This window comes from Amycolatopsis sp. NPDC004378 (genome assembly GCF_053602455.1).
Genome location: NZ_JBSGDR010000016.1, coordinates 22,606 through 44,090, shown reverse-complemented (window position 1 = coordinate 44,090; position 21,485 = coordinate 22,606). Strand labels below are relative to the sequence as shown.

The following is a 21,485-nucleotide window of genomic DNA, read 5'->3' as shown; positions in this document are numbered from 1 at the left end:
CGAGGGCACTACCGTCCTATCGGCACTCACGGAATACGCGGACCCGACTCCGGCCTTTCGATTCCGCAATGTCCGTTTCCTGTCACTGGAACACCTTTGCCACGCATCACCCGGAATGCGCGTCCGCATCCCTTCGACGACCCCGATAAGCGGCGAATGTCCGAGTCCCATGTTAAGTCGCCCTTAAGTATCGAATCGTTGCCACCACAGCGGTTTGGTTCGGCGCACGCGTGCGCCATAGTGCTCCGGAACGCCACCGGAGGATTTCCCGGATTTCGCAGACAGGAGTGTGCATGGCTACCTCGCGAACCGTCGTGACCTCGAACGACGGCAGCGGTCAGCTGAAACGAGCGGTCGGCTTCTACGGGTTGACGTTCATCTCCCTCGGCTCGATCATCGGCTCGGGCTGGCTGCTCGGTGCGCTCAAGGCGGCCAAGGTCGCCGGCCCGGCGTCGATCATCTCGTGGCTGCTCGCCGCCGCGATGCTCGCCGTGCTGGCGCTGATCCACGCCGAACTCGGTGCGGCCTACCCGGTCGCCGGCGGCACGGCGCGGTTCCCGCTGTTCGCCTACGGCACGGTCACCGGGTTCGTCGCCGGCTGGTCCGCGTGGCTGCAGGCCGTGGCCATCGCGCCGATCGAGGTCGAAGCGAGTCTGGAGTACCTGAACAACATCGCGTGGGTCAAGGACAACCTGAACCTCCTGCACCCCGACGACGGCACGCTCACCGCGAGCGGGTTCGGCTGGGCCAGCCTCCTGATGGTGGTCTTCACCCTGATCAACATCGTCGGGGTGAAGCTGATGTCGGAGAGCAACTCCTACGCGGTGTTGTGGAAGACCGCGGTCCCGCTGGTCACCGTGTTCGTGCTGATCCCGACGAGCTTCCACGCCGGCAACTTCACGGCGGGCGGCGGTTTCGCGCCGTACGGGGCGCACGGAATCTTCGCGGCGTTGCCGGTCGGTGTCGTGTTCGCCCTGCAGGGCTTCGAACAAGCCATCCAGCTCGGCGGCGAGGCGCGGAACCCGAAACGCGACCTCTCCCGCGCGGTGCTGACCGCGATGGCGGTCGGCGCGCTGGTCTACATCCTGCTGGAAATCGCTTTCATCGGCAGCATCGACCCGCACAACCTGATCCAGGGCTGGGCCAACCCGATCGAAAAGGGCGACTTCGGTCCGTACGCGACGCTCGCCTTCGCCGCCGGCGCCGGCTGGCTCGCCTACGTCCTGTACGCCGACGCGTTCGTCTCCCCCGCCGGCACCGGCCTGGTCTACGTGGCGACGTCGGCCCGCCTGACCTACGCGCTCGGCCGCGACCGGCTGCTGCCCGGCATCCTCGGCAAGGTCAACGTCCGCGGCATCCCCCTGTGGTCGATCATCCTCGCCTTCGTCGTCGGCGAGTTTTCCTTCCTGCCCTTCCCGAGCTGGCAGGAACTGGTCAACGTGGTCACCTCGGCGACGGCGGTGATGTACGCGTTCGCCCCGGTCTCCCTGGCCGCGCTCCGCAAGCGCGACCTCGGCCGCCCGCGCCCCTACCGCACGCCCTACGCGAAGGTGCTGGCCCCGATCGGGTTCGTCAGCGCCAACCTGATCATCTACTGGGGCGGCTACGACACGACGTGGAAGATCCTCGCCGCCATCGTCGTCGGCCTCCTGATCTTCGCGATCAGCTACGCCACCGCCCCGGCCGAGAAGCGGCGCCCGCTGGAGCTCAAGGCCGCCGTCTGGGTCATCCCCTGGCTCGTCGGTTCCGGGATCATCGGCTTCCTGGGGCGGTACGCGCAGAACGTGACCCCGCGCAACATCCTCCCGGAATGGTGGGACCTCGCCACGGTCGTCGTCTTCGCGCTCGTCATCTTCTACTGGGCGGTCAATTCGGCGCTCGCCCCGGAGAAGGTGCAGGCCACGGTCGCCGCAGAGGAAGCGGAGCTCCTGACGGCGGAGATCGAAGGGACCGCACCGGCAGTCTGAAGCCGGCCAAGGCCTGGCCGCCACCGGCGATCCGGTGCCCGCACACTCAGCCGACAGGGTTCGGTCAGGGTGCGCAGAGGGACGAACGATCGACGGATCGCCTCGTGCAGGCCGAGGTTCTCCGTGCCGTCCACCCAGCGCTGGAACGCGACCTGGCCGCCGAGCCGACCTCGGCGGCCAGGTCGCCCTCGTCGTCACGGACACCTCGTGCCGCCGCCTGGCGTGGTTCGAGAGGTCACGTCGGCCCGGTCAGTGATGTCAGTCGATGACATTGCCGTGGTACGGTGATGTCATCGACTGACATCAGAACCACGTCGTCACCGCCGCTCGCTCCTCGACGAAGGGAAGGCCATGTCACCAGCCCCGAACCCGCCCGCGCCGCAGACGTTCATGGTGGTCGCGTTCCTCCGCGACGACACCGACCTCGAGGAATTCGCCGCGTTGAGAGAGGCCGAGCACGAGCAGCTCGAAGTGCTGCGCTCGGCCGGGAAGGTCGGCGCCCACTACGTTTCCCCCGCCCGGCGGGCCACGTTCGTCGAGGTCGTCGCCGACAACGAGGACCAAGTCGCGGAAACGCTGGCCACGCTGCCGTTCGCCCGGTTCTTCGAAGCCGACGTCTACCCGACCCTTCCCCCGGACGCGGCAGAAGCCGCCCACCGCACCCGCCTGGCGGCCGCCCTTCCCTGACGCCATCCCCAGTTCCGCTGGTCTGGCCATGGCCGCGCGACTGATGCCGTCACAGACACCGCAAGTCCCCGAATCCACTCTTTCCGGCGAAACCGGGCGAAAGATACCCAACTTCCCGTATGATCTTCGCGACGGTGTAGCCAGCCATGGCCGCAAGGGGAGTCCCGGGCTTTGTATTCGTTGAGTCGCGTGTCCGCGAGAGCAACTTCGACCGGGGCAGTGAGAATCGTGGTCGGCGCTCGACGCCGGTTGCCCGACATCACCAGCCGGCTCAGGTGGACAGCTCGGCCGTGAACGCACCACTCCCCCAGGGTTTCTCCCGGCATCACGGCGGAGGTCGGCCACCGAAACGACGCCTCGCGACCGGCTGGATCATGGCGCTCGTGGCCGTCGGCATCGTGGTCGTGGTCGGAGTCGCCGTCGGCGTGTTCGCCGCGCTACGCGGCGGCAGCAGGTACGACGAGGTCGCCGGCAAGTACGGGACCACACGGTTGGCGAGCTGCGACGACGTCGCCGGGCGGGCGGGAAACCTGCCGCCGAAGACCTCCGACACGCGGCTGCAAGGCAGCGCGGGCTGGCTGTGCACGTTCACGAATCCGGCGGACGCGGCGACGGTTCACCTCGACCTCGAGGTGAACAACGTGCGGCGGCAGCGCACCGGGTTCGACGTCTACACCTCCTCCGGCGGCTACGTGCTCGACCCGACGGTGCACTTGGGCGAGCGCGCGGCATGGGGACCCGCCCCGCGGGGCACGATGTGCGACCTGGTCGTCCTGGACAGCAATGCGACGTTCAAGATCGGCGTCTCCGACGGGAAACTGCCCGCGGACGACAGGCAAGCCTGCAAGGACAAAGCGAAGACCATCGCCCAGGCGTTCTACGACGTCACGCAGCCGCACTGATCCCGTTCTGCGCGACGGCCTTCGACGAGCACCGTGGCGCGACAGGCAGCCGCCCTGCTCGGCATCCGTACGGGACGGTACCGCGAACCGATCCGGCTCTACGGGACTATTCGGGCAACACCGTGGATCGGGCCCGCGCCGGCGACCCCCGCTGCTAGCGTGCCGACGTGAGCAACCCCTTGATCGCGCAGACCCAGGACTCGACGAAGGCCTACTCCGGCATCTCGCTCCTGGAATCCGCCAACGACCTCTCGACCGCCATCAAGAGCGGCGACTGGGCCTCGGTGGCGATGGGCGCGGTCGGCACGGCCCTCGATGCCCTGTCGGTGGCCATGGACCCGTTCGGTGCCATCCTCGCCGCCGGTGTCAGCTGGTTGATGGAGCACGTCGGCCCGCTCAAGGACGCGCTCAACGCCCTCACCGGCAACGCCGACGAGATCCAGGCCCAGTCCGAGACCTGGGCCAACGTCGCCAAGGAACTCGGCAGCGTCTCCTCGGACCTGACCGACGCCATCAAAGCCGACCTCCAGTCGTGGTCCGGACCGGCCTCGGACACCTACCGCCAGCGCGGACAGGACGTGTCCACCACCCTGCAAGCGGCGCAGAAGGGCTGCGAAGGTGCCTCCAGCGGTGTCAAGACCGCCGGTGAGGTCGTGGCCGCGGTCCGCACGCTGGTGCGCGACATCATCTCCGAACTCGTCGGCCACCTGATCAGCTGGGCGCTGCAGGTCCTGTTCACCCTCGGCATCGGCCTCACCTGGGTCGTCCCCCAGGTCGTCGCCGCCGTCGCGAAAACCGCCTCGAAGATCACCGACCTGGTCACCAAGCTCGTCAAGGCGCTCAAGGCCCTGGTGCCACTGCTGAAGCGGGCAGGAACGCTTTTCGAGGACGCGGGCAAGGCGCTCAAGAACCTCAAGGCCGGCAAGGCCGCCCCGCCGCCCAAGGTCGGCGACATCGGCGGCACCCCCAAGGCGCCACCGGTGAAAACCCCCGGTGGCGGACACGAGGGCGCCCCGCCCCCGGGCAAGCCGGGCGGCAACGACAGCACGTCGACGTCGGGGTACCAAGGCCCGCCGAAGGACACCACTCCGCCGCCCGGCAAGACCGGGGGTGGCGACTCCGCGACCCCCTCGGGCGACCACAGCACCCCGCCACCCGCCCACGGCGGATCGCCGGGCAACGGCTCGCCCGGCGGTGGCGGTACCAGGGGACCGGCGCCCTCGCCCAAGCCGGACAACCCGCGCGACACCGCGGTCGGCAAGGACAACCTGGTCTGCAAGTCCGACCCGGTCGACGTGGTGCGCGGCGCCGTCGTGCTGGAGCAGGAGGACCTGCGCCTGCCCGACCCGCTCGTGCTGGAGCGGCTGCACCTCTCGACCTACCGCGCGGGGCGGTGGTTCGGTCCTACTTGGACGTCCACTGTGGACCAACGGCTCGAACTCGACGCGCGCAACGCGACCTTCTACTGCGCCGACGGCACGATCCTCGTCTACCCGCTCCCCGCGGCCGGTTCCCCGGTACAGCCGGCGGAGGGTCCGCGCCGGCCGCTGAGCGTCGGCGAGGACGGCACGTACTCGATCACGGACCCCCTGCGGGGCACGGAGTTGCTGTTCAGGCCGCTGCCAGGCCGGGGCGGCGAGCACCTTCCGGTGTCGGCGCTGATCGGCGCCGGACGCGACCGGGTCGACGTCGAGTACGACCGGTTCGGCGCGCCGAAGCTCCTGAGGCACACGAGTGGCTACCTGGTCGAGCTCGACTCGGCCGCCGGGCGGATCACGGCGATCCGCGTGGTCGACCCGAAGAAGAACCTCACCGTGCTCGCCCGCACCTTCGGCTACGACGAGCTCGGCCGCTTGACCCGGGTGATCAACTCCTCGGGCCTGGCCGAGACCTACGACTACGACGTGGACGGCCGGATCACCGGCTGGCAGGACCGCAACGGCGTCTGGTACCGCTACGTCTACGACGCCGAAGGCCGCTGCGTGCGGACCGTCGGCGACCGCGGGTTCTACGACGGCCAGTTCGCCTACGACCGCGGAAACCGCGTCACCACCTACACCGACTCGCTCGGCCACCGCACCGAATTCCACGTCAACGAGGCCGACCAGGTCGTGCGCGAGGTCGGGCCGCTCGGCGGGACGACGGTGTCCACTTGGGACCGCTACGACCGCCTCCTGTCCCGCACCGACCCGCTGGGCCGCACCACGGCGTTCGAGTACACCGCGGAAGGTCTGCTCACGGCGATCGTGCGCCCGGACGGAACGCGCGCCGACGTGGAGTCCGGAGTGGACGGTTCACTGACGCTCACGGTCGCCGACGGCGCCCGGACCTACCGGCGGGTGTACCCGGCCGGGACCGCACCCGGTCTGCTCGCGGTGCGCTCCGCGGCGGACGTCGAGTTCCGGCAGGACCGGCAGTGGGGCGCGGAGGTCGCGCCAGCCCCGGTCGCGGACCCGGTGGAGCGGGACCTGTTCGGCCGTCCGCGCGTGGTCACTGACGCCTCCGGGGCCCGGACCCGGCTCGACTGGACCGTCGAGGGCCGCCGCGCCCTCCGGATCGGGCCGACGGGCCGCCAGGACAGGTGGCGCTACGACCCCGAGGGCAACGTCGTCGAGCACGGCGGCGACCGCTACGAGTACGGTCCGTTCGACCTCACCGTCGCGACGATCGACGCCACCGGAGCCCGGACCGCCTACGAGTACGACACCGAGCTGCGCCTGACGCGCGTGACGAACCCCGCGGGCCTGAGCTGGTCCTACACCTACGACGCCGCCGGGCGCACGGTCTCCGAGACCGACTTCGACGGCCGCGTCCTGCACTTCGAATACGACAGCGCCGGCCAGCTCGTGAAGTCGGTCGACGGCCTCGGCGCGGCCACGACGTTCACCTACGACGTCCTCGGCAACGTGGTCGAGCGCCACACCGGCGCGGGCGTGACCACTTACACCTACGATCCGGTCGGTTTTCTCGTGCGCGCCTCCGAAGGCGACAGCGTGGCGGAGATCGAGCGTGACGAGTTCGGCCGCGTCGTGCGGGAAACCGTCGACGGCCGGGAGATCGCCTACTCCTACGACGGGACGAGCGTCCGGCGCCGCACTCCGTCCGGAGTGGACAGTGCGTGGACCTGCGACGCCGGCGGAACACCGGTGTCGTTGCTCGTCGCCGGGCAGGTGGTCTCGTTCCGCCACGACGAAGCCGGCCGGGAGATCGAGCGCACCACCGCCGGCGCCACGCTGACCCAGGCGTTCGACGCCGGGCACCAGCTGACCCAGCAGGCCGTGACCACGCGCGACACCGCCCGCGTGACCCAGCAGCGCGGCTACCTCTACCAGTCCGACGGCCGCCTCGCCGGCGTCGACGACGCCCTCTCCGGGCCGGCTCGGTTCCGGCTCGACCCGGCCGGTCGCGTCACCGACGTCGCCGCGCGCAGCGGTACCGAGAGCTACCGCTACGACGCGGCCGGAAACATCGTCGACGCGCAGGAGCTCGGACCGCGCCACTACACCGGCAACACGCTGGTCGCCGCGGGCGCGGTCCGGTTCGGCTACGACGCGCAGGGCCGCCTGACCACCCGCAGCGACCCGGGCGGCACCTGGACGTACCGCTGGGGTCCGCTCGACCGCCTCGTCGGCGTCCGGACGCCCCAGGGCGCCGAGTGGCGCTACCGCTACGACCCGCTCGGCCGTCGCACCGCGAAGCAGCGCCTGGCACCGGACGGCGGCGTGGCCGAGGAAGTCACGTTCGCCTGGAGCGGCCAGCTGCTCGTGGAGCAGGTGCACCGCGACGCCCACGGCCGCGAGCTCGTGCTCACCTGGGACCACTACCCCGCCAGCACGCGCCCGGTCACGCAGACCGAGCACCTCGGCACCGGGGTGCGGTTCTTTTCGTTCGTCACCGACCAGATCGGCACGCCGGTCGACCTGATCGACGCCCACGGGGTCGTGGCCTGGCACGCCACCACGTCGCTGTGGGGCCGCGTGACGCCCGGCCGCCCGGGCAGCGTGTCGACGCCGTTGCGGTTCCCCGGCCAGTACGCCGACGACGAGACCGGCCTGCACTACAACGTCTTCCGCTACTACGACCCGGGTACCGGCCGCTACCTCAGCCAGGACCCGCTGGGGCTCACGCCGGCGCCGAACCCGATCACCTACGTGCCCAACCCGTTGCTCGAGGCCGACCCGCTCGGCCTCGGCTGCACCAGCAGCAAGCTGGCCGACGACACCGACACGCCCGCGCCGCAACCGCACCCGGCGCCACCGGCCCGGGCCAACGCCGGCAACGACGCCACCCACGTCCAAAGCTCCAACCCGTCCTCGCAGCCCGCACCGCCGCCGCCTCCCCCGCCGCCCCCAGGGCACGGCCAAACCAGCGCACCGCCGCCACCGCCTCCCCCACCGGGCCACGGCACCACCGGCGCACCACCTCCACCGCCGCCCCCGCCGGGCCACAGCGCACCGCCGCCACCGCCTCCGCCCCCGGGCCACAGCGCGCCACCGCCACCGCCTCCCCCGCCGGGCCACGGCACGGGTACGCCCGGCGGCGCCCACACCGGCTCCGGCGGCGGTCAATCGCACGCCGGCGGCAGCCGGAACGACCACACGCCCATCGACTACCAGCCCGCAGGCCCCGACCACCCCGGGCACAACCGGCCGCCGAACGACAGCCGGCCGTTCGACCAGAAGTACGACGGCTACAAGAACGAGCTGGGTATCGACGGGCCGCAGAAGACCCTGAAGATCCCGGACGACCCGAACGTCAAGCTGAACACCAAGATCGAAGACCTGCCGCCCGGCGTGGCCCACGGCTTCGGCCCGGCCGACCACGGCAAGACGGTCGGCCACTACATGGGCTACGACGCGGACACCGTCGCCGGGGAGTTCGGGCACAACAAGGCCCACGACGCTCTCGACCTCCAGGGCGGCGGCGGGTACAACCACCACTCCGGCACGATCAACCTCGGTGCCGGCCAGCCCGACAAGACGCTGTACCACGAGATGGGCCACATCAAGCAGGACCAGCTCGGCTACAACGGGTCCAACACCAACCAGTCGGTCATCGAGTACCACAACGTGCTGCACCACGAAAACAAGTTCAACCTCAACGATCCGCCGCGGACCTCGTACACCCTCGACGACATCCCCGGCAGGGCGAACAAGACGAAGCACACCTGGGAGGACTTCCAGAACGACCTCGACAACCTGCCGCCCGAAAAGAAAACGCAGACCCAGAACGCGGTCAAGGACATCGAGAACGTCCTGAACACCGACCCGCGTTACGCCGGGCTCTCCGACCAGATCAAGAAGAACCTGGCCAACGAGTACTTCTGGGGCAAGAAGCAAGGGCGGTTCTGAGCGGCACGGCAGCCGAACGCGCCGGGCCCCGTTCCTCGGGCCCGGTGCACCATCCCGATCGAGTTCGACAGACTACCCGGTGATCCGGACGATGACCTGCTCGTTGGCGTAGGAGTATCCCTCGTAGGCGACGGACACGCCGGTCCGCTCGGCGTACTCCCGCAACGCCCGGTACTCGTGCTCTTGCCAGCCCGGGAAGTTGAAGAACTCGTCGAACACCAGCACGGCGCCCGGCCGCAGCCGGGGGCCGACCAGGTCCAGCACAGTCTTCGCGGAGCTGTACAGATCCGCGTCGATGTGGACGAAGTCGACCGGTTCCGGATGGCGGGCGAGGAAGCCGGGCAGGGTGTCGGCGAACCAGCCGACGACCAGCTCGGCTCCGGCGACCTCGGGCCGGCCGTCGACGCTGAACCTGCCCGCGGGGAAGTCGATGCGCCAGTCTTCGGGCAGGCCCTGAAAAGAGTCGAAGCCGTAGACGCCACCGAGGGGCCGCGCCGCGGCGATGATCTTCAACGTCGTGCCGGTGTAGACCCCGAATTCGAGCGCCATGCCACCCGTGGGGGCGAGCGAGAGCGCGTGTTCGAGAGTCCGGTGCGGATCGTCGAAGCGCGGCGCCGCGGGCATGTGGTCGCGGACGAATTCGGCCGATTCGAGGGTGGCTTGCCGATCGGCGGCGTAGACGATGTCGCGGCGCGTCCGGATTTCGAACTCGATGAGCCGATCGTAGATCCGCTTGTTCTCCGCCCGCAGTTCGGCGAGCTGCTGCTCCTGCCGCGCCAGCAGCGGAGCGACGGCGTCCGTCACCGTGTTGGCCAGCCGGACCTGGATCGGTCGGAGCAGCCGGTTCCGCCAGGACGCGCGCATCGCGGGTGGTTCCTCTCTTCATGGAGGGAGGCAGTGTAAACCGTGCCTCGGGCCGCACGGCCGTGATCGGCCAACGAGATTCTCGTTCGCTCTCAGGCTCCTCTCAGGACAGACAATTCCCCCATGACGGGCCCATTCCCGGCTCGGCGACCGCCTTCGCCGGGCATCAGTATTCTGTTCGCAAACGGAGGGAAGGAACCGGCAAGCATGGTCTGGGCTCGCGTGTCGGCGATGTTCGCGTTGCTCGCCACGGTTTCCTTCACTGCCACGGCGTCGGTGGCCTGCAACGAGACAGAGGACGCGGTCGCGGTGGCGCCGCTGACTCCCGGATACGACCGGCCGAGCCCCAGGACTTCCGCTCCGGCCCCGGAACGAGTCGCCACGGCGATCCTGACCTCGCCGCCGGCCACCACCGGGCCTCCCCCGTCGTCGCCGGCCGACACACCCCGTCGCTCCGAGGCACCGGCCCCGTCGGCCGACACCGGAGGCGCCCGCGCGCACGCGGTGGACGCCGGCAGCCGGCTCGCCGTAGGTGCGTTGTTCTCCGGCGACGGTCACTACTGTTCGGCCAGTGTCGTGGACAGCCCGCGCGGGAACCTCGTCTTGACCGCGGCGCACTGCGTCCACGAAGGCGCAGGGGGCGGGCCCTACCCGAACGTGCTGTTCGAACCCGGATACCACGACGGGATCGCGCCGTTCGGCGCGTGGGCCGTCACGGACATCTTCGTCGCTCCCGGCTGGGAAGCCACGTCCGACCCCGACCTCGACTTCGCCTTTCTCTTCGTTCACCAGGACGGCAACCCCGCCACGCTGCAAAGCCTCACCGGAGCCGACCGGCTGGGCACCGATCGTGGCTACGCCACCACGGTCGAGCTCACGGGATACCCCGACTCCGCCGAGCAACCGGTGACCTGCCAGAACGTCACGACCCGGCAAGGCGCGCACCAGATGCAGATCTCCTGCCCCGGATTTCCGCAAGGAACCAGCGGCGCCCCGTGGGTTCTCGACCCCGACCCGGCGACGAACCTCGGCACGGTCATCGGAGTCATCGGCGGTTTCGAGTCCGGCGGAGACGATGACGTGTCCTACAGCAGCTATTTCGACTCCGACATCGAGACTCTTTACCGGACCAGCGTCTCGGGCTAGGGCATCGGGGCGCGTCTCGTCGAAACGGGCGCGTCGCCGGGGGTTGACCCTGACCGTGCGTCAGGGTTGGAACCTGGTGGCATGACGAACAGCACCGTCCTCGTTCCGCCGGTCGGCGAGTTCCGGAAGATTCGCGGGCGCCGCGTTTTCGTGCACCGGTCGGGTGAGGGCGGGCCGGCCGTCGTCGTCCTGGCGGGCGCCGGCATGGTCGGCCTGGACTACTTCCTCGTCCAGCGGCAAGTAGCGCGGTTCACCGCCGCCGTGGTGTACGACCGGGGCGGGACCGGCTACAGCGACCCGGTGCCGCTGCCGCGTACCGCCGCCGCGGTCGCCGCGGAACTGCACGAGGTGCTGCACGGCCAGGGCATCGACGGCCCGTATGTTTTGGTCGCGCACTCCCTCGGCGGCGCCTATGCGCATCGGTTCGCACAGCTGTACCCGCCGGAAGTGGCCGGCCTGGTGTGGCTGGACGCCTTCCACCGGGACTGGGACGAGTTCATGCCCGCGGAGGCGGGCCTGCCCGCGGGCGAGCGGATGGCACCCGACCTGGCGCACGTCCGGCGCCCGGACCTCCGCCGGATGTACGCCGAACTCCTGGTCCAGTACCCGGAACACGTGCGGCAGTCGCTGATCGACGCCCATGTGAGCGATCACGGGCTCCGGAGCGGCTTCGCCGAGCGAAGCAACCTGGTCGCTCTCGCCGACGAGTTGCGGGCCGGGCCGGATCTTCCCGACGTCCCGCTGATCGCCCTCACCACGGAGGGGGTCGACCCGGCCCAGCAGGCGCTGACGTCGGAGCAGGCGCAGCAGGGCATCTCGGAGCGGACTCTACGCGCGATCGCGGAAGGCCGGAGGAAGATGGTCGCGGCGGTGGTGAGCGCGGTCTCGCACGGGGAGCGGCGGGTCGTACCCGGCGTCGGCCACAGCCAGCTGTGCTTCGAGCGGCCCGACGTCGTGGTCGAAGCGATCCGCGCCGTCGTGGAGCGGGTGGGTCGCACCTAGACTCGACGCGGCCACGCCTTTCCGAGGAGCGGAGGTAGCCGGTGCTCACGATCGGCCAGCTCGCGGCGACCGCCGGCGTGACCGTGCGCACCGTCCGCCACTACCACCACGTCGGCCTGTTGCCCGAGCCCGAACGCGACGCCTCCGGCTACCGCCGCTACCGCGCCCAGGCGGCGGTCGACCTGATCCGGATCCGGGCCCTCGCCGACGCCGGGGTGCCGCTGGCCCGCATCGACGCGGTGCTGCACGCCCAGCCGGCCGAGTTCGCGGCGGCCATCGCCGAGATCGACGCCGAACTGCGGCGCAAGGTCGACCAGCTCACCGAGCACCGGCGCCGGATCGCCGCGCTGGCCGGCGGCGAAGGGCTGGTGCTGCCGCCGGAGGTGGTCGCGATCCTGGACCGGATGCGCGCGCTCGGGGTCAGCGAGCGGACGGTACGCCTCGAGCGCGACACGTGGATCCTGATGCAGGCACTGGACCCGTGCGCCATGCCGCAGTGGATCGAGGACCGGAACGCCAGGTTCGACGACCCGGCGAAGACGCACCAGTACCTCCTCTGCGACCAGTCGATCGACTGGGACCCGCGCGATCCGCGCGTGGACCGGCTCATCGACGAGCTGGATGCCTGGCAGATCGAGCAGGAAGGCGAGGGCGACGGGCCGGGGAGCATGACGCTGGTGTCCGTCCGGGTCGCCGAGGCGTCCCCGGCGTGGCGGCGGATCCTCGACGTGCTCACCGACCGGGCCCGGCAGCGCGCCCACCCGCCGAAACGGGCCGGCCGGACGTCCCGGGTCCGGCCGGCCTGATGCTCCGGCCGAAGATCGTGCTCACCGAGGGGAAGGTCAGGCCCGGGACGCTCCCAGGAACCGCAGCACTGCCAGGACGCGGCGGTGGTCCGCGTCGACCACGGGCAGGTCAAGCTTGGCGAAGATGTTGTTGATGTGCTTCGCCACGGCGCTCTCGCTGACGACCAGCGCCTGCGCGATGCCGGCATTGGAGCGCCCTTCGGCCATCAGGCCGAGCACCTCCCGTTCGCGAGGGGTCAGCCGCGCGAGCGGGTCGCTGTCGCGCCGCAGCAGCAACTGGGCGACGACCTGCGGGTCCAGGGCCGTACCCCCGTCCGCCACCCGCCGGACCGCGGCCACGAAGTCGGCGACGTCGGCAACCCGCTGCTTGAGCAGGTAGCCCACACCGCTGGTGTTCGCCGAGAGCAGGTCAGCCGCGTACCGCTCCTCCACGTACTGCGAAAGCAGCACCACCGGCGTCCCCGGCCAGCGCCGGCGGATCTCCATCGCCGCCCGCACCCCCTCGTCGGTGAAGCCGGGCGGCATCCGGACGTCGATCAAGGCGAGTTCGGGCCGGTGCTCCGCCACGGCCGCCAACAGCCCCTCCGCGTCGCCGGCTTCCGCGGCGACCTGGAACCCGCCCGTCTCCAGCACCTTGGTCAGGCCGACCCGCAACAAGACCGAATCCTCGGCGATCACCGCGCGCACGGCAGCTCCGCGGTGATGGTGGTGGGCCCGCCGGCGGGGCTGCTGACGTGGAAGGCCCCGTCGAGGGAGCCGACCCGCTTGGCCAGCCCGGTCAGCCCGGTGCCGGCGGCGGCGTCGGCACCGCCCAGCCCGTTGTCGGTCACGCGCACGCGCAGCACTTGGCCGACCTGGCGGACGATCACCTCTGCACGCATCGCGTTGGCGTGCTTCGTGGCATTGGTCAGCGCCTCGGAGATCACGAAGTACGCGACCGACTCCACGGTGGGCGCCACCCGCTCTTCCAGATCGACCCGCAGCCGCACCGGCAGGGGTGTGCGGGCAGCCAGCCCGGACAACGCCGCGTCCAGACCTCGGTCTTCGAGCACGGCCGGGTGCAGCCCCCGCACCAGGTCGTCGAGTTCGGCGATCGCCTCCTTCGCCTCCGAGTGCGCTTTCGCGATCACCTCGCGGGCAGCACCCGGCAGGTCCGGGCGGGTGGCCATGGCCAGCCCCAGGTTGACCGCGAGGGACACCAGCCGCTGCTGGGTTCCGTCGTGCAGGTCGCGCTCGATCCGGCGGCGCTCCGCGTCGACGGCCTCGATCAAGTCGGTCCGGCTCACGGCCAGCTGATCGACCCGCTCCTGAAGTCGCTGTGCCCGGCTGGGCCCGAGCAGGCCCGACGCCAGCCGCGCCTCGGCCGAGGCCACCGCCCGCGCGGTCCAGGGCAGGGCGCACAGGAGGAGGAGTCCAGCCGCGGTGTAGACCGGCAGCTGGGTCAGGGAGCCGAACCAGTCCTGGCGGATGCCGGCCGGCAGCGCCCATGACCAGGCGTAGGCGGTGACGCCCGCCAGGCATGCCGCCGCCACCGCGAGCACCAGCAGCTCCAGCAGCGCGAGCGGCGGGCCCAGCAGGAGGTGGTAGCCGATCTTGCGCCAAGGCCGCGTCGCCGCGACCCTCCGGGCGGTCGAGGCCCACGTCCCTCGTTCCGGCGCGGCGCGGGTGAGCCGGGGGACGTCCACACCGATGAGCACGCGGTAGCGAGCCCGCTGAACGGCCGTCAGCACCGGGGTGCCGAGCAGGACCAGCGCGGCCGACACGGAAACCGTGAGGAGCCAGTCCCCCGTCCGGGCTGTGGTCGCCGCGGCCCAGGCCCACACGGGCACCAGCCCCAGGTGCGGCAGCACACCGGCGGCGAGGAAGCCGGTGTCCCGCCGTACCCGGAGGACCGTGCGTCTCAGTCCGGCTGGAATCGTCATGACACGACGCTAGGGCACGGCACGAGGGCCGTGCCATGAAGCCTGTACCCGCCCTCGTGGTGAACCTGGTACCAGCTCTGCCTCCGCGCCTACGGGTGATCGACAGGCCCTTCCGCGTTGCGCAGGGCAAGCCACGTACACAGCCCGGCCAAGGCCAGCTCCGGGACGGCACAGGCAAGGGCCTGGGCAAATTCCGCACCGGCCTGGGCGGTGAGGACGTCGAACCAGGCGTCCATCACCATGAGCGCCGCGACCGCCGACGCCGACAACCGGGCGCGGTCGTCGCCGCGGTGGAACAGGCGCGCGGTGGTCGCGCAGCCGAGCGCCGCGGCCAGGTCGAGCCCGATCCACACGGCCGGCCAGTGCCGCACCTGCGTGGTCGCGGGCAGGGACCGCCCCAGCACGAACACCCACGGCACCAGCCCCGCGGCGACCGCGCCGAGCACCCTGGGCGCCCAGCTGCCCCGGGGCCGTGCCCGGACCCCCGGCGACCTGGCCGTGCGTGGCGCCCAGGGCATCGTCCGAACGGTCATGGGATTCCTCCACCGAAGTCGTGGTGATGCCGCCGGCCGCGGCCCTCCGGCGCAACCTTGCCGCCGCGGGCCGCCGAGATCAGTAGCCCGGGGTTCCGGCTTCGTGGTGGTGCCTGCTACCGCACGGACCGCGGACGTTCGCCGTCAGTCGTCCACGCCCTCCACGATGAAGTCCACCTCGTGCCCGGCGGTCCGGTAAAAACGCGATAGCCGGGACGCAGCCACTTCTCGGCCGCGGCGTCCCTTCAGCGCCGTGCGGTGGCGAACGGCCGTTTCACCGCCATCCGAGCTCGGCCAGCTGTTTCGCGGCTTTGCCCGTGGGCCAGAAGGTCACCTTGTCCAACCGGCCCGAATCGGTCCGGAACTTGAAGCCGCGACTGAACGGGCCACGCACCCGACGTACGCCGGTCACCTCGGCGCGGGCGATCCGGATCGGCACAAGAGCCCGAACGCGCAGTTCGATCTGGTTTCGGCTGACCAGCAATTCCGCGAACGGCCATGTCACGTTGACGCCGTTCACCCAGGCTCCGCCCCGCAGGACGAGGTCGTAGTCCTCGTCCCGCAGCGCGGCAATCTGGCGCGCGTGCTCAGGAACCGGCGGCGGGACCTGGCCGAGACCTCCGGTCTTCTCCCGCCGCCGATACACGACGAACACCGTCGTCACCAAAAGAACGCAGATCGCCAGCCAGACGATCCCCATCCCGGCTCCAGCGCTCATCGACGTTTCTTCCGCATCACGGGCGAAGGATCTCGGTCGAACGGATTCGTCAGCCCGACGCCCGTCGCGTGTATTCGGCCAGCAGCGCTTCGAGCTGTTCGGTCATGAACACGTAGTAGTCGCGCATCTGCCGCAGCCGGCCGCGCTGCTCGGGCGGGAGGTGCTTTCCCTGGTCCTGCGCGGTTTCGGCCAGTTCCAGCAGCTCGCGGTTCATCGTCACCTGGTGCTGCAGGCAGCCGATCCACGCGTCGTCGCGCCAGCGGTGGACGAAGTGGCGGCTGCCGGGCTCCTTGTACCGCTCGACGACGCCGTTGACCATGAGCAGCCGCGTCATCTCCGACACCGACCCCTTGCTCGCGCCGAGGGCGTCCTGGAGTTCGTCCAGCGTAAGGGGTTTCTCGCTGAGCATCAGCACGCCGCTGGTGCGCCCGGCCATCGGCGGCCACCCCATGGCACGGCCGATGCGCAGGCCGAAGTCCTCGATGAGCGTGCGCTCGCCGCCCGCGGACAAGGTCATCGACACCTCTCACTATAGCTCAGGAAAAACTGAATATTCACTCTTGACTGAACATACGGCTGGGGCACATTCTAGCCACGACGGCGACCCGGCGAAGGAGCAGGCAGATGACGAACAGCGGCTGGGACCTCATCGTGGTCGGCGCGGGATCCTCCGGCTCGGCGCTCGCGGTGCGGTCGGCGGAACGGGGCAAGCGCGTCCTGTTGCTGGAGGCCGGCCGCGACTACCGCTCGGCCGAGATGCCCGAGGCGTGGCGCTCGCCCAACCCGATCGTCGCGCTGCTGCACCCGACGGCGGCCGAAGGCATGGTGTGGCCCGGCCTGGATTCGACGCGGACCGAGAAGCAGCCGCCGGCGCCGTACTGGCGCGGCCGCGGGGTCGGCGGCAGCTCGTCGATCAACGGGCAGATCGCGATCCGCCCGCCGATGGCCGACTTCGAAGACTGGGCCCTGCCCGGCTGGGCAACCGAAGACGTGCTCCCGTACTTCGCGAAGCTCGAGGACGACGAGGTGTTCGGCGACGCCCCCTACCACGGCCGCGGCGGCCCGACGCCGATCCACCGGACGCCGCAGGAGGAATGGGGCGCCGTCGACGCCGCACTGCACCGCGCGGCCCTCGCGGCCGGCTACGGCTGGGCACCCGACGTGAACGCCCCGGGCGCGACCGGCGTCTCGCCGTACCCGATCAACTCCCGGGGCGGCCGGCGGGTGTCGGTCAACGACGCCTACCTCGAACCCGGCCGCGAGCTGGCGAACCTGACGATCCGCGGCGACGCGCTGGTGGACCGGGTGCTCTTCGAGGCCGGCCGGGCGGTCGGCGTCCGCGTCGTCACCGGCGGGACGGCGACGACCGAGCTCGCCGGCACCGTGGTGCTGAGCGCCGGCGCGATCCACTCGCCGGCGATCCTGCTGCGCTCCGGCATCGGCCCGGCCGGGCACCTGCGTTCGCTCGGCATCGACGTGCGCGCCGACCTCCCGGTCGGGCTCGGCCTGCAGGACCACCCGATCGCGATGATCCAGCTGCCGCTGACCGCGGCGGCCGCGATCAAGACGCCGGACGACCGGCACACCAACGTCTGCGTCCGCTTCACCAGCGGGCCCGGCGCGCCCGAGGGCGACCTGATGTTCGTCTCGATGAACCAGAGCGTGCTCGCCATGGCCTTCGCCAACACCGGTGCCGGTGCCGGCGCGTACGGGGTTTGGCTCAACCACGCGCATTCCCGCGGCGAAGTCGGCCTGACCTCGCCCGACCCGGACGTCCAGCCGCTGGTGCACCAGCGGATGCTGTCCGACGAACGCGACCTCCCGCGGCTGCGGGCCGGCGTGCGGGCGCTGGCCGAGCTCGCCCGCGCCGAGGAGACCGCCCCGATCCTGGGTGGCTCCGTCGAGAGCGCGAACGAAGCGCTCTTCGCCGTGCTGGACAACGACAGTGAGCTCGACGACCACCTGCTGGCCACGGTCGGCGACTCGCAGCACGCCACCAGCACGTGCCGGATGGGCGACCCCGGGCTGGCGAGCACGGTGGTCGACCCCGCCTGCCGCGTGCTCGGCGTCGAGGGCCTGCGCGTGGTCGACGCGTCGATCTTCCCCTTCGTCCCCCGCGCCAACACCAACCTCGCCGCGATCATGGCCGGCGAGCTCATGGCCGACCGGCTCGACTGAAAGCTGAGGAATCCGTTGAGGACACTGCAGAACCTGATCGGCGGCCGGTGGACGGACTCCCGCGGCGAGGACTTCCTGGACCTGGTGAACCCGGCGACCGAGGAGGTCATCGCCCGGCACCCCGCGGGCTCGGCCGAGGACGTCGAGCGCGCGGTGACCGCGGCGGCCGAGGCGCAGCCGGCTTGGGCCGCGACCCCGGTCGCCGAGCGCGTCGCGCGGATCTCCGCGTGGGCCGACGCCGTCGCCGCCCACGCCGACGAGCTCGTCCAGCTGGAATGCCGCGAGATGGGCAAGCCGCTGGGGATCGGGCGGACCTTCCTCGCGGGTGCGGTGGCCGGGCTGCGCGCCGCCGCCGATGAAGCGCTTTCCTACGACTTCGAACAGCTCGTCGAGCACCCCGACGGCAGCCGGACGCGGATCCTGCGCCACCCGCTCGGCGTGACCGCCCTGATCACGCCGTGGAACTTCCCGGTGACCGCGGTGCTCGCGGGCATCGGCCCGCTGCTGGCGGCGGGGAACACGGTGGTCGTCAAGCCGTCGGAACGCGGGCCGCTGTCGGTGGCGCGGCTGGTCGAGCTGGCCGGGCTGCCGCCGGGCGTGGTGAACCTCGTGCTCGGGGACGCCAGGGCCGGGGTCCCGCTCGCCGGGCACGAGGGGATCGGGCTGGTGCACTTCACCGGCTCGGTCGCCACCGGCAAGCGCGTCGGCGCGGCTGCCGGGGAGCGGCTGTGCCGCGCGGTGCTCGAACCGGGCGGCAAGGACCCGGTGGTGGTCGACGCCGGGGTCGACCCGGTCGCGACCGCCGGCGCCGTCGCGTTCGGCGCGTTCGTCAACACCGGCCAGATCTGCACGTCGATGGAGCGGATCTACGTCCACCGCGACGTCGCCGAGCCGTTCGTCGAGGCGCTGGTCGCCGCGGCCGAAGCCTTCCCGGTCGGCAACGGCCTCGACGACGGGGTCGTGCTCGGCCCGCTGGTCGACCGGCGGCAGCGGGACGTCGTCGCGCGGCACGTCGAAGACGCCGTGGCGAAGGGCGCGAAGGTCCGCACCGGCGGTGTCGTCCCGGACGGGAAGGGCTTCTTCTACCCGCCGACCGTGCTCACCGGCGTCGACGATTCGATGCTGGTCATGACCGAGGAGACGTTCGGCCCGGTCGCCCCGGTCGTCGTCGTGGACTCGTTCGAGGAAGGGCTGGAGCGGGCTTCGCGGTCGCGGTACGGCCTCGCGGCGACCGTCTACACCGCCGACCCGGGCCACGCCGAGGCCGCCGCCCGGATCCCGGCCGGCGTCACCTGGGTCAACCAGTGGCAGGGCGGTGGTCCCGAGCGGCTGTACGAGCCCGCCGGCGAAAGCGGCATGGGCGCCACCGGGGCACGGGCGGCCTTCGACGCCGCGACGCGGCCGGCGTCGGTGCACATCGCGGCGGCCGGCTCGTGAAGGACGTGATCGAGCGGCGGGTGCGGGCGGCGGGCGACGGCCTCGTCGGCCTGTCGCACCGGATCCACGCGCACCCCGAGCTCGCGTTCGAGGAAGTGCGGGCCAGCGCGTGGGTGGCCGAGGCGCTGGGCGACGCGGGGTTCGCCGTCGAGCACGGCTGCTACGACCTGCCGACCGCGGTCCGCGCGACAGTGGGCTCGGGACCGGTGCACGTCGTGCTCTGCGCCGAGTACGACGCCCTGCCGGACATCGGGCACGCGTGCGGGCACAACGTGATCGCCGCGGCCGCGGTCGGCGCCGGGCTCGGCCTGGCGCGCGTGGCCGACGCCCTCGGGCTGACCGTCACCGTGCTCGGCACACCGGCCGAGGAAGGCGGCGGGGGCAAGGTGCTGCTGCTCGACCGCGGCGCGTTCGACGGCGTCACCGCGGCCATGATGGTGCACCCGGCCGCGGTCGAAATGGCGGCGATGCCGGGCTCGGCCGTCGCGCAGTTCGAAGTGGCCTACCGCGGAAAACCGGCCCACGCGGGCGCCTACCCGCAGCTCGGGGTCAACGCCGCCGACGCGATGACCGTCGCGCAGGTGGCCGTCGGCCTGCTGCGCCAGCAGACCGCGGCCGGCGACCGGATCCAGGGCATCGTCACCGAGGCCGGCTCCGCGGCCAACGTCATCCCGGACGCCAGCCGGGGCAGCTGGATCGTCCGGACCGAAAACCTGGACGAGCTCGCCGCGCTGAAGGAGCGCGTGACGCGGTGCTTCGAGGCCGGCGCGCTGGCGACCGGCTGCACCGTGTCGATCACCCCGGTTTCCCCCGACTACGCGGACTTGCGGCCCGACGCCGCATTGCTGGCGGCGTACCGGGCCAACGCCGAGGCACTGGACCGGGTCTTCCCCGACCTGCCGCGCGGGGTGACCGGTGCCGCGACCGACATGGGCAACGTCTCGCACGTCGTCCGCACGATCCACCCCATGCTGGGCCTCGGCTGCGCGCCCGCGGTCAACCACCAGCCGGAGTTCGCGGCCGCCTGCGTCACCCCGGCCGCCGACCGCGCGGTGCTCGACGGCGCGATCGCCCTGGCCTGGACCGCGGCCGACCTCGCCACGGGAACGGCTTGAGAGCGACACCCCGCGCGCGGGCATTGCGGCCCGTCGCAAGCCCGAATCAACCGGCTCGTCGTCTGATCTCGGGACAACGGTGTGTTCGTCTCAAGTGGCGCCAACGCTGCGCGACCTCGTCGTCGGGTTCTTCGCGGGCAACGACGCCGAGTACGAACTCCGCGGCCAGCTGTGCACCGACCTCGACACGATGCCCGTCGAGAACGCGTCCGCGGTGGCCGGACGATCTGTCACCGCACCGGGTCGTCGCGACGCCACGCCGACGACGTCCCGTCGTTCGACCCGTGGCACGCCGTGGCGAGCAGCACAAGCGGGCGACCATCGCCGAACGGCCCGCCTGACCGGTGTCGTGCCGGTCGTCAGCCCTGGTCGACGGGCGGCAGCGGCGCCGTCGCGATCTCGCGCGCTTCCTCGGGCGGGACGCCGAGCATCCGCAGCAGCTGCTCGGCCGCCTCGTCGCACGTCGCGTCGGTGACGCCGTCCGGATTCACCAGCGACACGTGCACCACGGCCAGCAGCGCGCCGGCGGTGGTCGCCAGGGCGATCCGGGGGTCACCGACGCGGAACCGGCGCGACGCCGCACCGGCCTCGATGTCGCGCAGGGCACGCGGAGCGAGACCTTCGTCGGCGTCGATGTAGGCCATCCCGTGCCGCACCAGCACCTGGGCCATCTCCGGCCGCGCCACCGCCAGGCGCACGGTCAACCGCACCGACTGCGCGAACGCCATCGCCGGATCGCCGACCCTGCCGGCCAGCTCGTCCAGCAGCAGGCCGAGTTCCTCCAGGACCTCCGGCACGGCCGTCTGGAACAACTCCGTCTTGCTGGAGAAGTGGTTGTAGAGGGACCCGAAACCCAC

At 71.4% G+C, this 21,485-nt stretch carries 17 protein-coding genes; 10 read left to right on the top strand and 7 right to left on the bottom strand.

From position 1 onward, the window contains the following. Positions 1-293: 293 nt before the first annotated feature. The 4 genes from ACWEN0_RS35205 to ACWEN0_RS35190 all read left to right on the top strand — a co-directional run bounded on the left by ACWEN0_RS35205 (position 294) and on the right by ACWEN0_RS35190 (position 8,907). Positions 294-1,967 (top strand): APC family permease, encoded by a 1,674-nt coding sequence (locus ACWEN0_RS35205; protein WP_451983608.1) that lies wholly within the window; start codon positions 294-296, stop codon positions 1,965-1,967. A 351-nt stretch (positions 1,968-2,318) separates the two neighbouring features. Next, on the top strand, positions 2,319-2,654 hold the full coding sequence (locus ACWEN0_RS35200) for a muconolactone Delta-isomerase family protein (RefSeq protein WP_451983606.1): 336 nt from the start codon (positions 2,319-2,321) through the stop codon (positions 2,652-2,654). 383 nt (positions 2,655-3,037) lie between these two features. After that, positions 3,038-3,556 carry a hypothetical protein gene (locus ACWEN0_RS35195; RefSeq protein WP_451983604.1) on the top strand — a complete coding sequence of 173 codons (519 nt, stop codon included), beginning with the start codon at positions 3,038-3,040 and terminating at the stop codon, positions 3,554-3,556. A gap of 167 nt (positions 3,557-3,723) precedes the next feature. Continuing rightward, positions 3,724-8,907, top strand: coding sequence for an RHS repeat-associated core domain-containing protein (locus ACWEN0_RS35190; RefSeq protein ID WP_451983602.1), 5,184 nt, complete (start codon positions 3,724-3,726; stop codon positions 8,905-8,907). A gap of 72 nt (positions 8,908-8,979) precedes the next feature. Here the strand turns inward: ACWEN0_RS35190 and ACWEN0_RS35185 are convergent, their stop codons facing one another. After that, positions 8,980-9,771: a class I SAM-dependent methyltransferase gene (locus ACWEN0_RS35185; protein ID WP_451983600.1), complete on the bottom strand. Its 792-nt coding sequence runs from the start codon at positions 9,769-9,771 to the stop codon at positions 8,980-8,982. A gap of 123 nt (positions 9,772-9,894) precedes the next feature. On the opposite strand from ACWEN0_RS35185, the gene ACWEN0_RS35180 reads away from it, so the two are divergent. The 3 genes from ACWEN0_RS35180 to ACWEN0_RS35170 all read left to right on the top strand — a co-directional run bounded on the left by ACWEN0_RS35180 (position 9,895) and on the right by ACWEN0_RS35170 (position 12,725). Beyond that, on the top strand, positions 9,895-10,917 hold the full coding sequence (locus ACWEN0_RS35180; RefSeq protein WP_451983598.1) for a trypsin-like peptidase domain-containing protein: 1,023 nt from the start codon (positions 9,895-9,897) through the stop codon (positions 10,915-10,917). Positions 10,918-10,998: 81 nt separating this feature from the next. Further along, positions 10,999-11,919 (top strand): alpha/beta fold hydrolase, encoded by a 921-nt coding sequence (locus ACWEN0_RS35175; protein WP_451983596.1) that lies wholly within the window; start codon positions 10,999-11,001, stop codon positions 11,917-11,919. 41 nt (positions 11,920-11,960) lie between these two features. Then, positions 11,961-12,725: a MerR family transcriptional regulator gene (locus ACWEN0_RS35170; protein WP_451983594.1), complete on the top strand. Its 765-nt coding sequence runs from the start codon at positions 11,961-11,963 to the stop codon at positions 12,723-12,725. Positions 12,726-12,761: 36 nt separating this feature from the next. On the opposite strand, the gene ACWEN0_RS35165 is transcribed toward ACWEN0_RS35170, so the two are convergent. The 5 genes from ACWEN0_RS35165 to ACWEN0_RS35145 all read right to left on the bottom strand — a co-directional run bounded on the left by ACWEN0_RS35165 (position 12,762) and on the right by ACWEN0_RS35145 (position 16,415). Further along, positions 12,762-13,412, bottom strand: a complete 651-nt coding sequence (locus ACWEN0_RS35165; protein ID WP_451983592.1) for a response regulator — start codon at positions 13,410-13,412, stop codon at positions 12,762-12,764. After that, positions 13,400-14,647: a histidine kinase gene (locus ACWEN0_RS35160; RefSeq protein WP_451983590.1), complete on the bottom strand. Its 1,248-nt coding sequence runs from the start codon at positions 14,645-14,647 to the stop codon at positions 13,400-13,402. Before ACWEN0_RS35160 ends, ACWEN0_RS35165 begins: the two co-directional genes overlap by 13 nt. Before the next feature lie 89 nt (positions 14,648-14,736). Further along, positions 14,737-15,180 (bottom strand): hypothetical protein, encoded by a 444-nt coding sequence (locus ACWEN0_RS35155; protein ID WP_451983588.1) that lies wholly within the window; start codon positions 15,178-15,180, stop codon positions 14,737-14,739. A 274-nt stretch (positions 15,181-15,454) separates the two neighbouring features. Beyond that, positions 15,455-15,880 (bottom strand): hypothetical protein, encoded by a 426-nt coding sequence (locus ACWEN0_RS35150; RefSeq protein WP_451983586.1) that lies wholly within the window; start codon positions 15,878-15,880, stop codon positions 15,455-15,457. Positions 15,881-15,947: 67 nt separating this feature from the next. Beyond that, positions 15,948-16,415 (bottom strand): GbsR/MarR family transcriptional regulator, encoded by a 468-nt coding sequence (locus ACWEN0_RS35145; RefSeq protein ID WP_451983584.1) that lies wholly within the window; start codon positions 16,413-16,415, stop codon positions 15,948-15,950. A 107-nt stretch (positions 16,416-16,522) separates the two neighbouring features. On the opposite strand from ACWEN0_RS35145, the gene ACWEN0_RS35140 reads away from it, so the two are divergent. Genes ACWEN0_RS35140 through ACWEN0_RS35130 form a run of 3 tightly spaced genes read left to right on the top strand, consistent with a single transcriptional unit; the run spans position 16,523 to position 20,628 of the window. Next, positions 16,523-18,076, top strand: coding sequence for a GMC family oxidoreductase (locus ACWEN0_RS35140; protein WP_451983582.1), 1,554 nt, complete (start codon positions 16,523-16,525; stop codon positions 18,074-18,076). A gap of 15 nt (positions 18,077-18,091) precedes the next feature. Next, a complete protein-coding gene (locus tag ACWEN0_RS35135; protein WP_451983580.1) occupies positions 18,092-19,513 on the top strand; it encodes an aldehyde dehydrogenase family protein in 1,422 nt (473 codons plus the stop codon). Further along, the gene (locus ACWEN0_RS35130; RefSeq protein WP_451983578.1) at positions 19,510-20,628 is read left to right on the top strand and encodes a M20 family metallopeptidase; all 1,119 of its coding nucleotides are present in this window, start codon (positions 19,510-19,512) and stop codon (positions 20,626-20,628) included. The genes ACWEN0_RS35135 and ACWEN0_RS35130 overlap by 4 nt, the downstream gene beginning before the upstream one ends. 359 nt (positions 20,629-20,987) lie before the next feature. Here ACWEN0_RS35130 and ACWEN0_RS35125 read toward each other — a convergent pair whose 3' ends face one another. After that, on the bottom strand, positions 20,988-21,485 hold the full coding sequence (locus tag ACWEN0_RS35125) for a TetR/AcrR family transcriptional regulator (protein ID WP_451983576.1): 498 nt from the start codon (positions 21,483-21,485) through the stop codon (positions 20,988-20,990).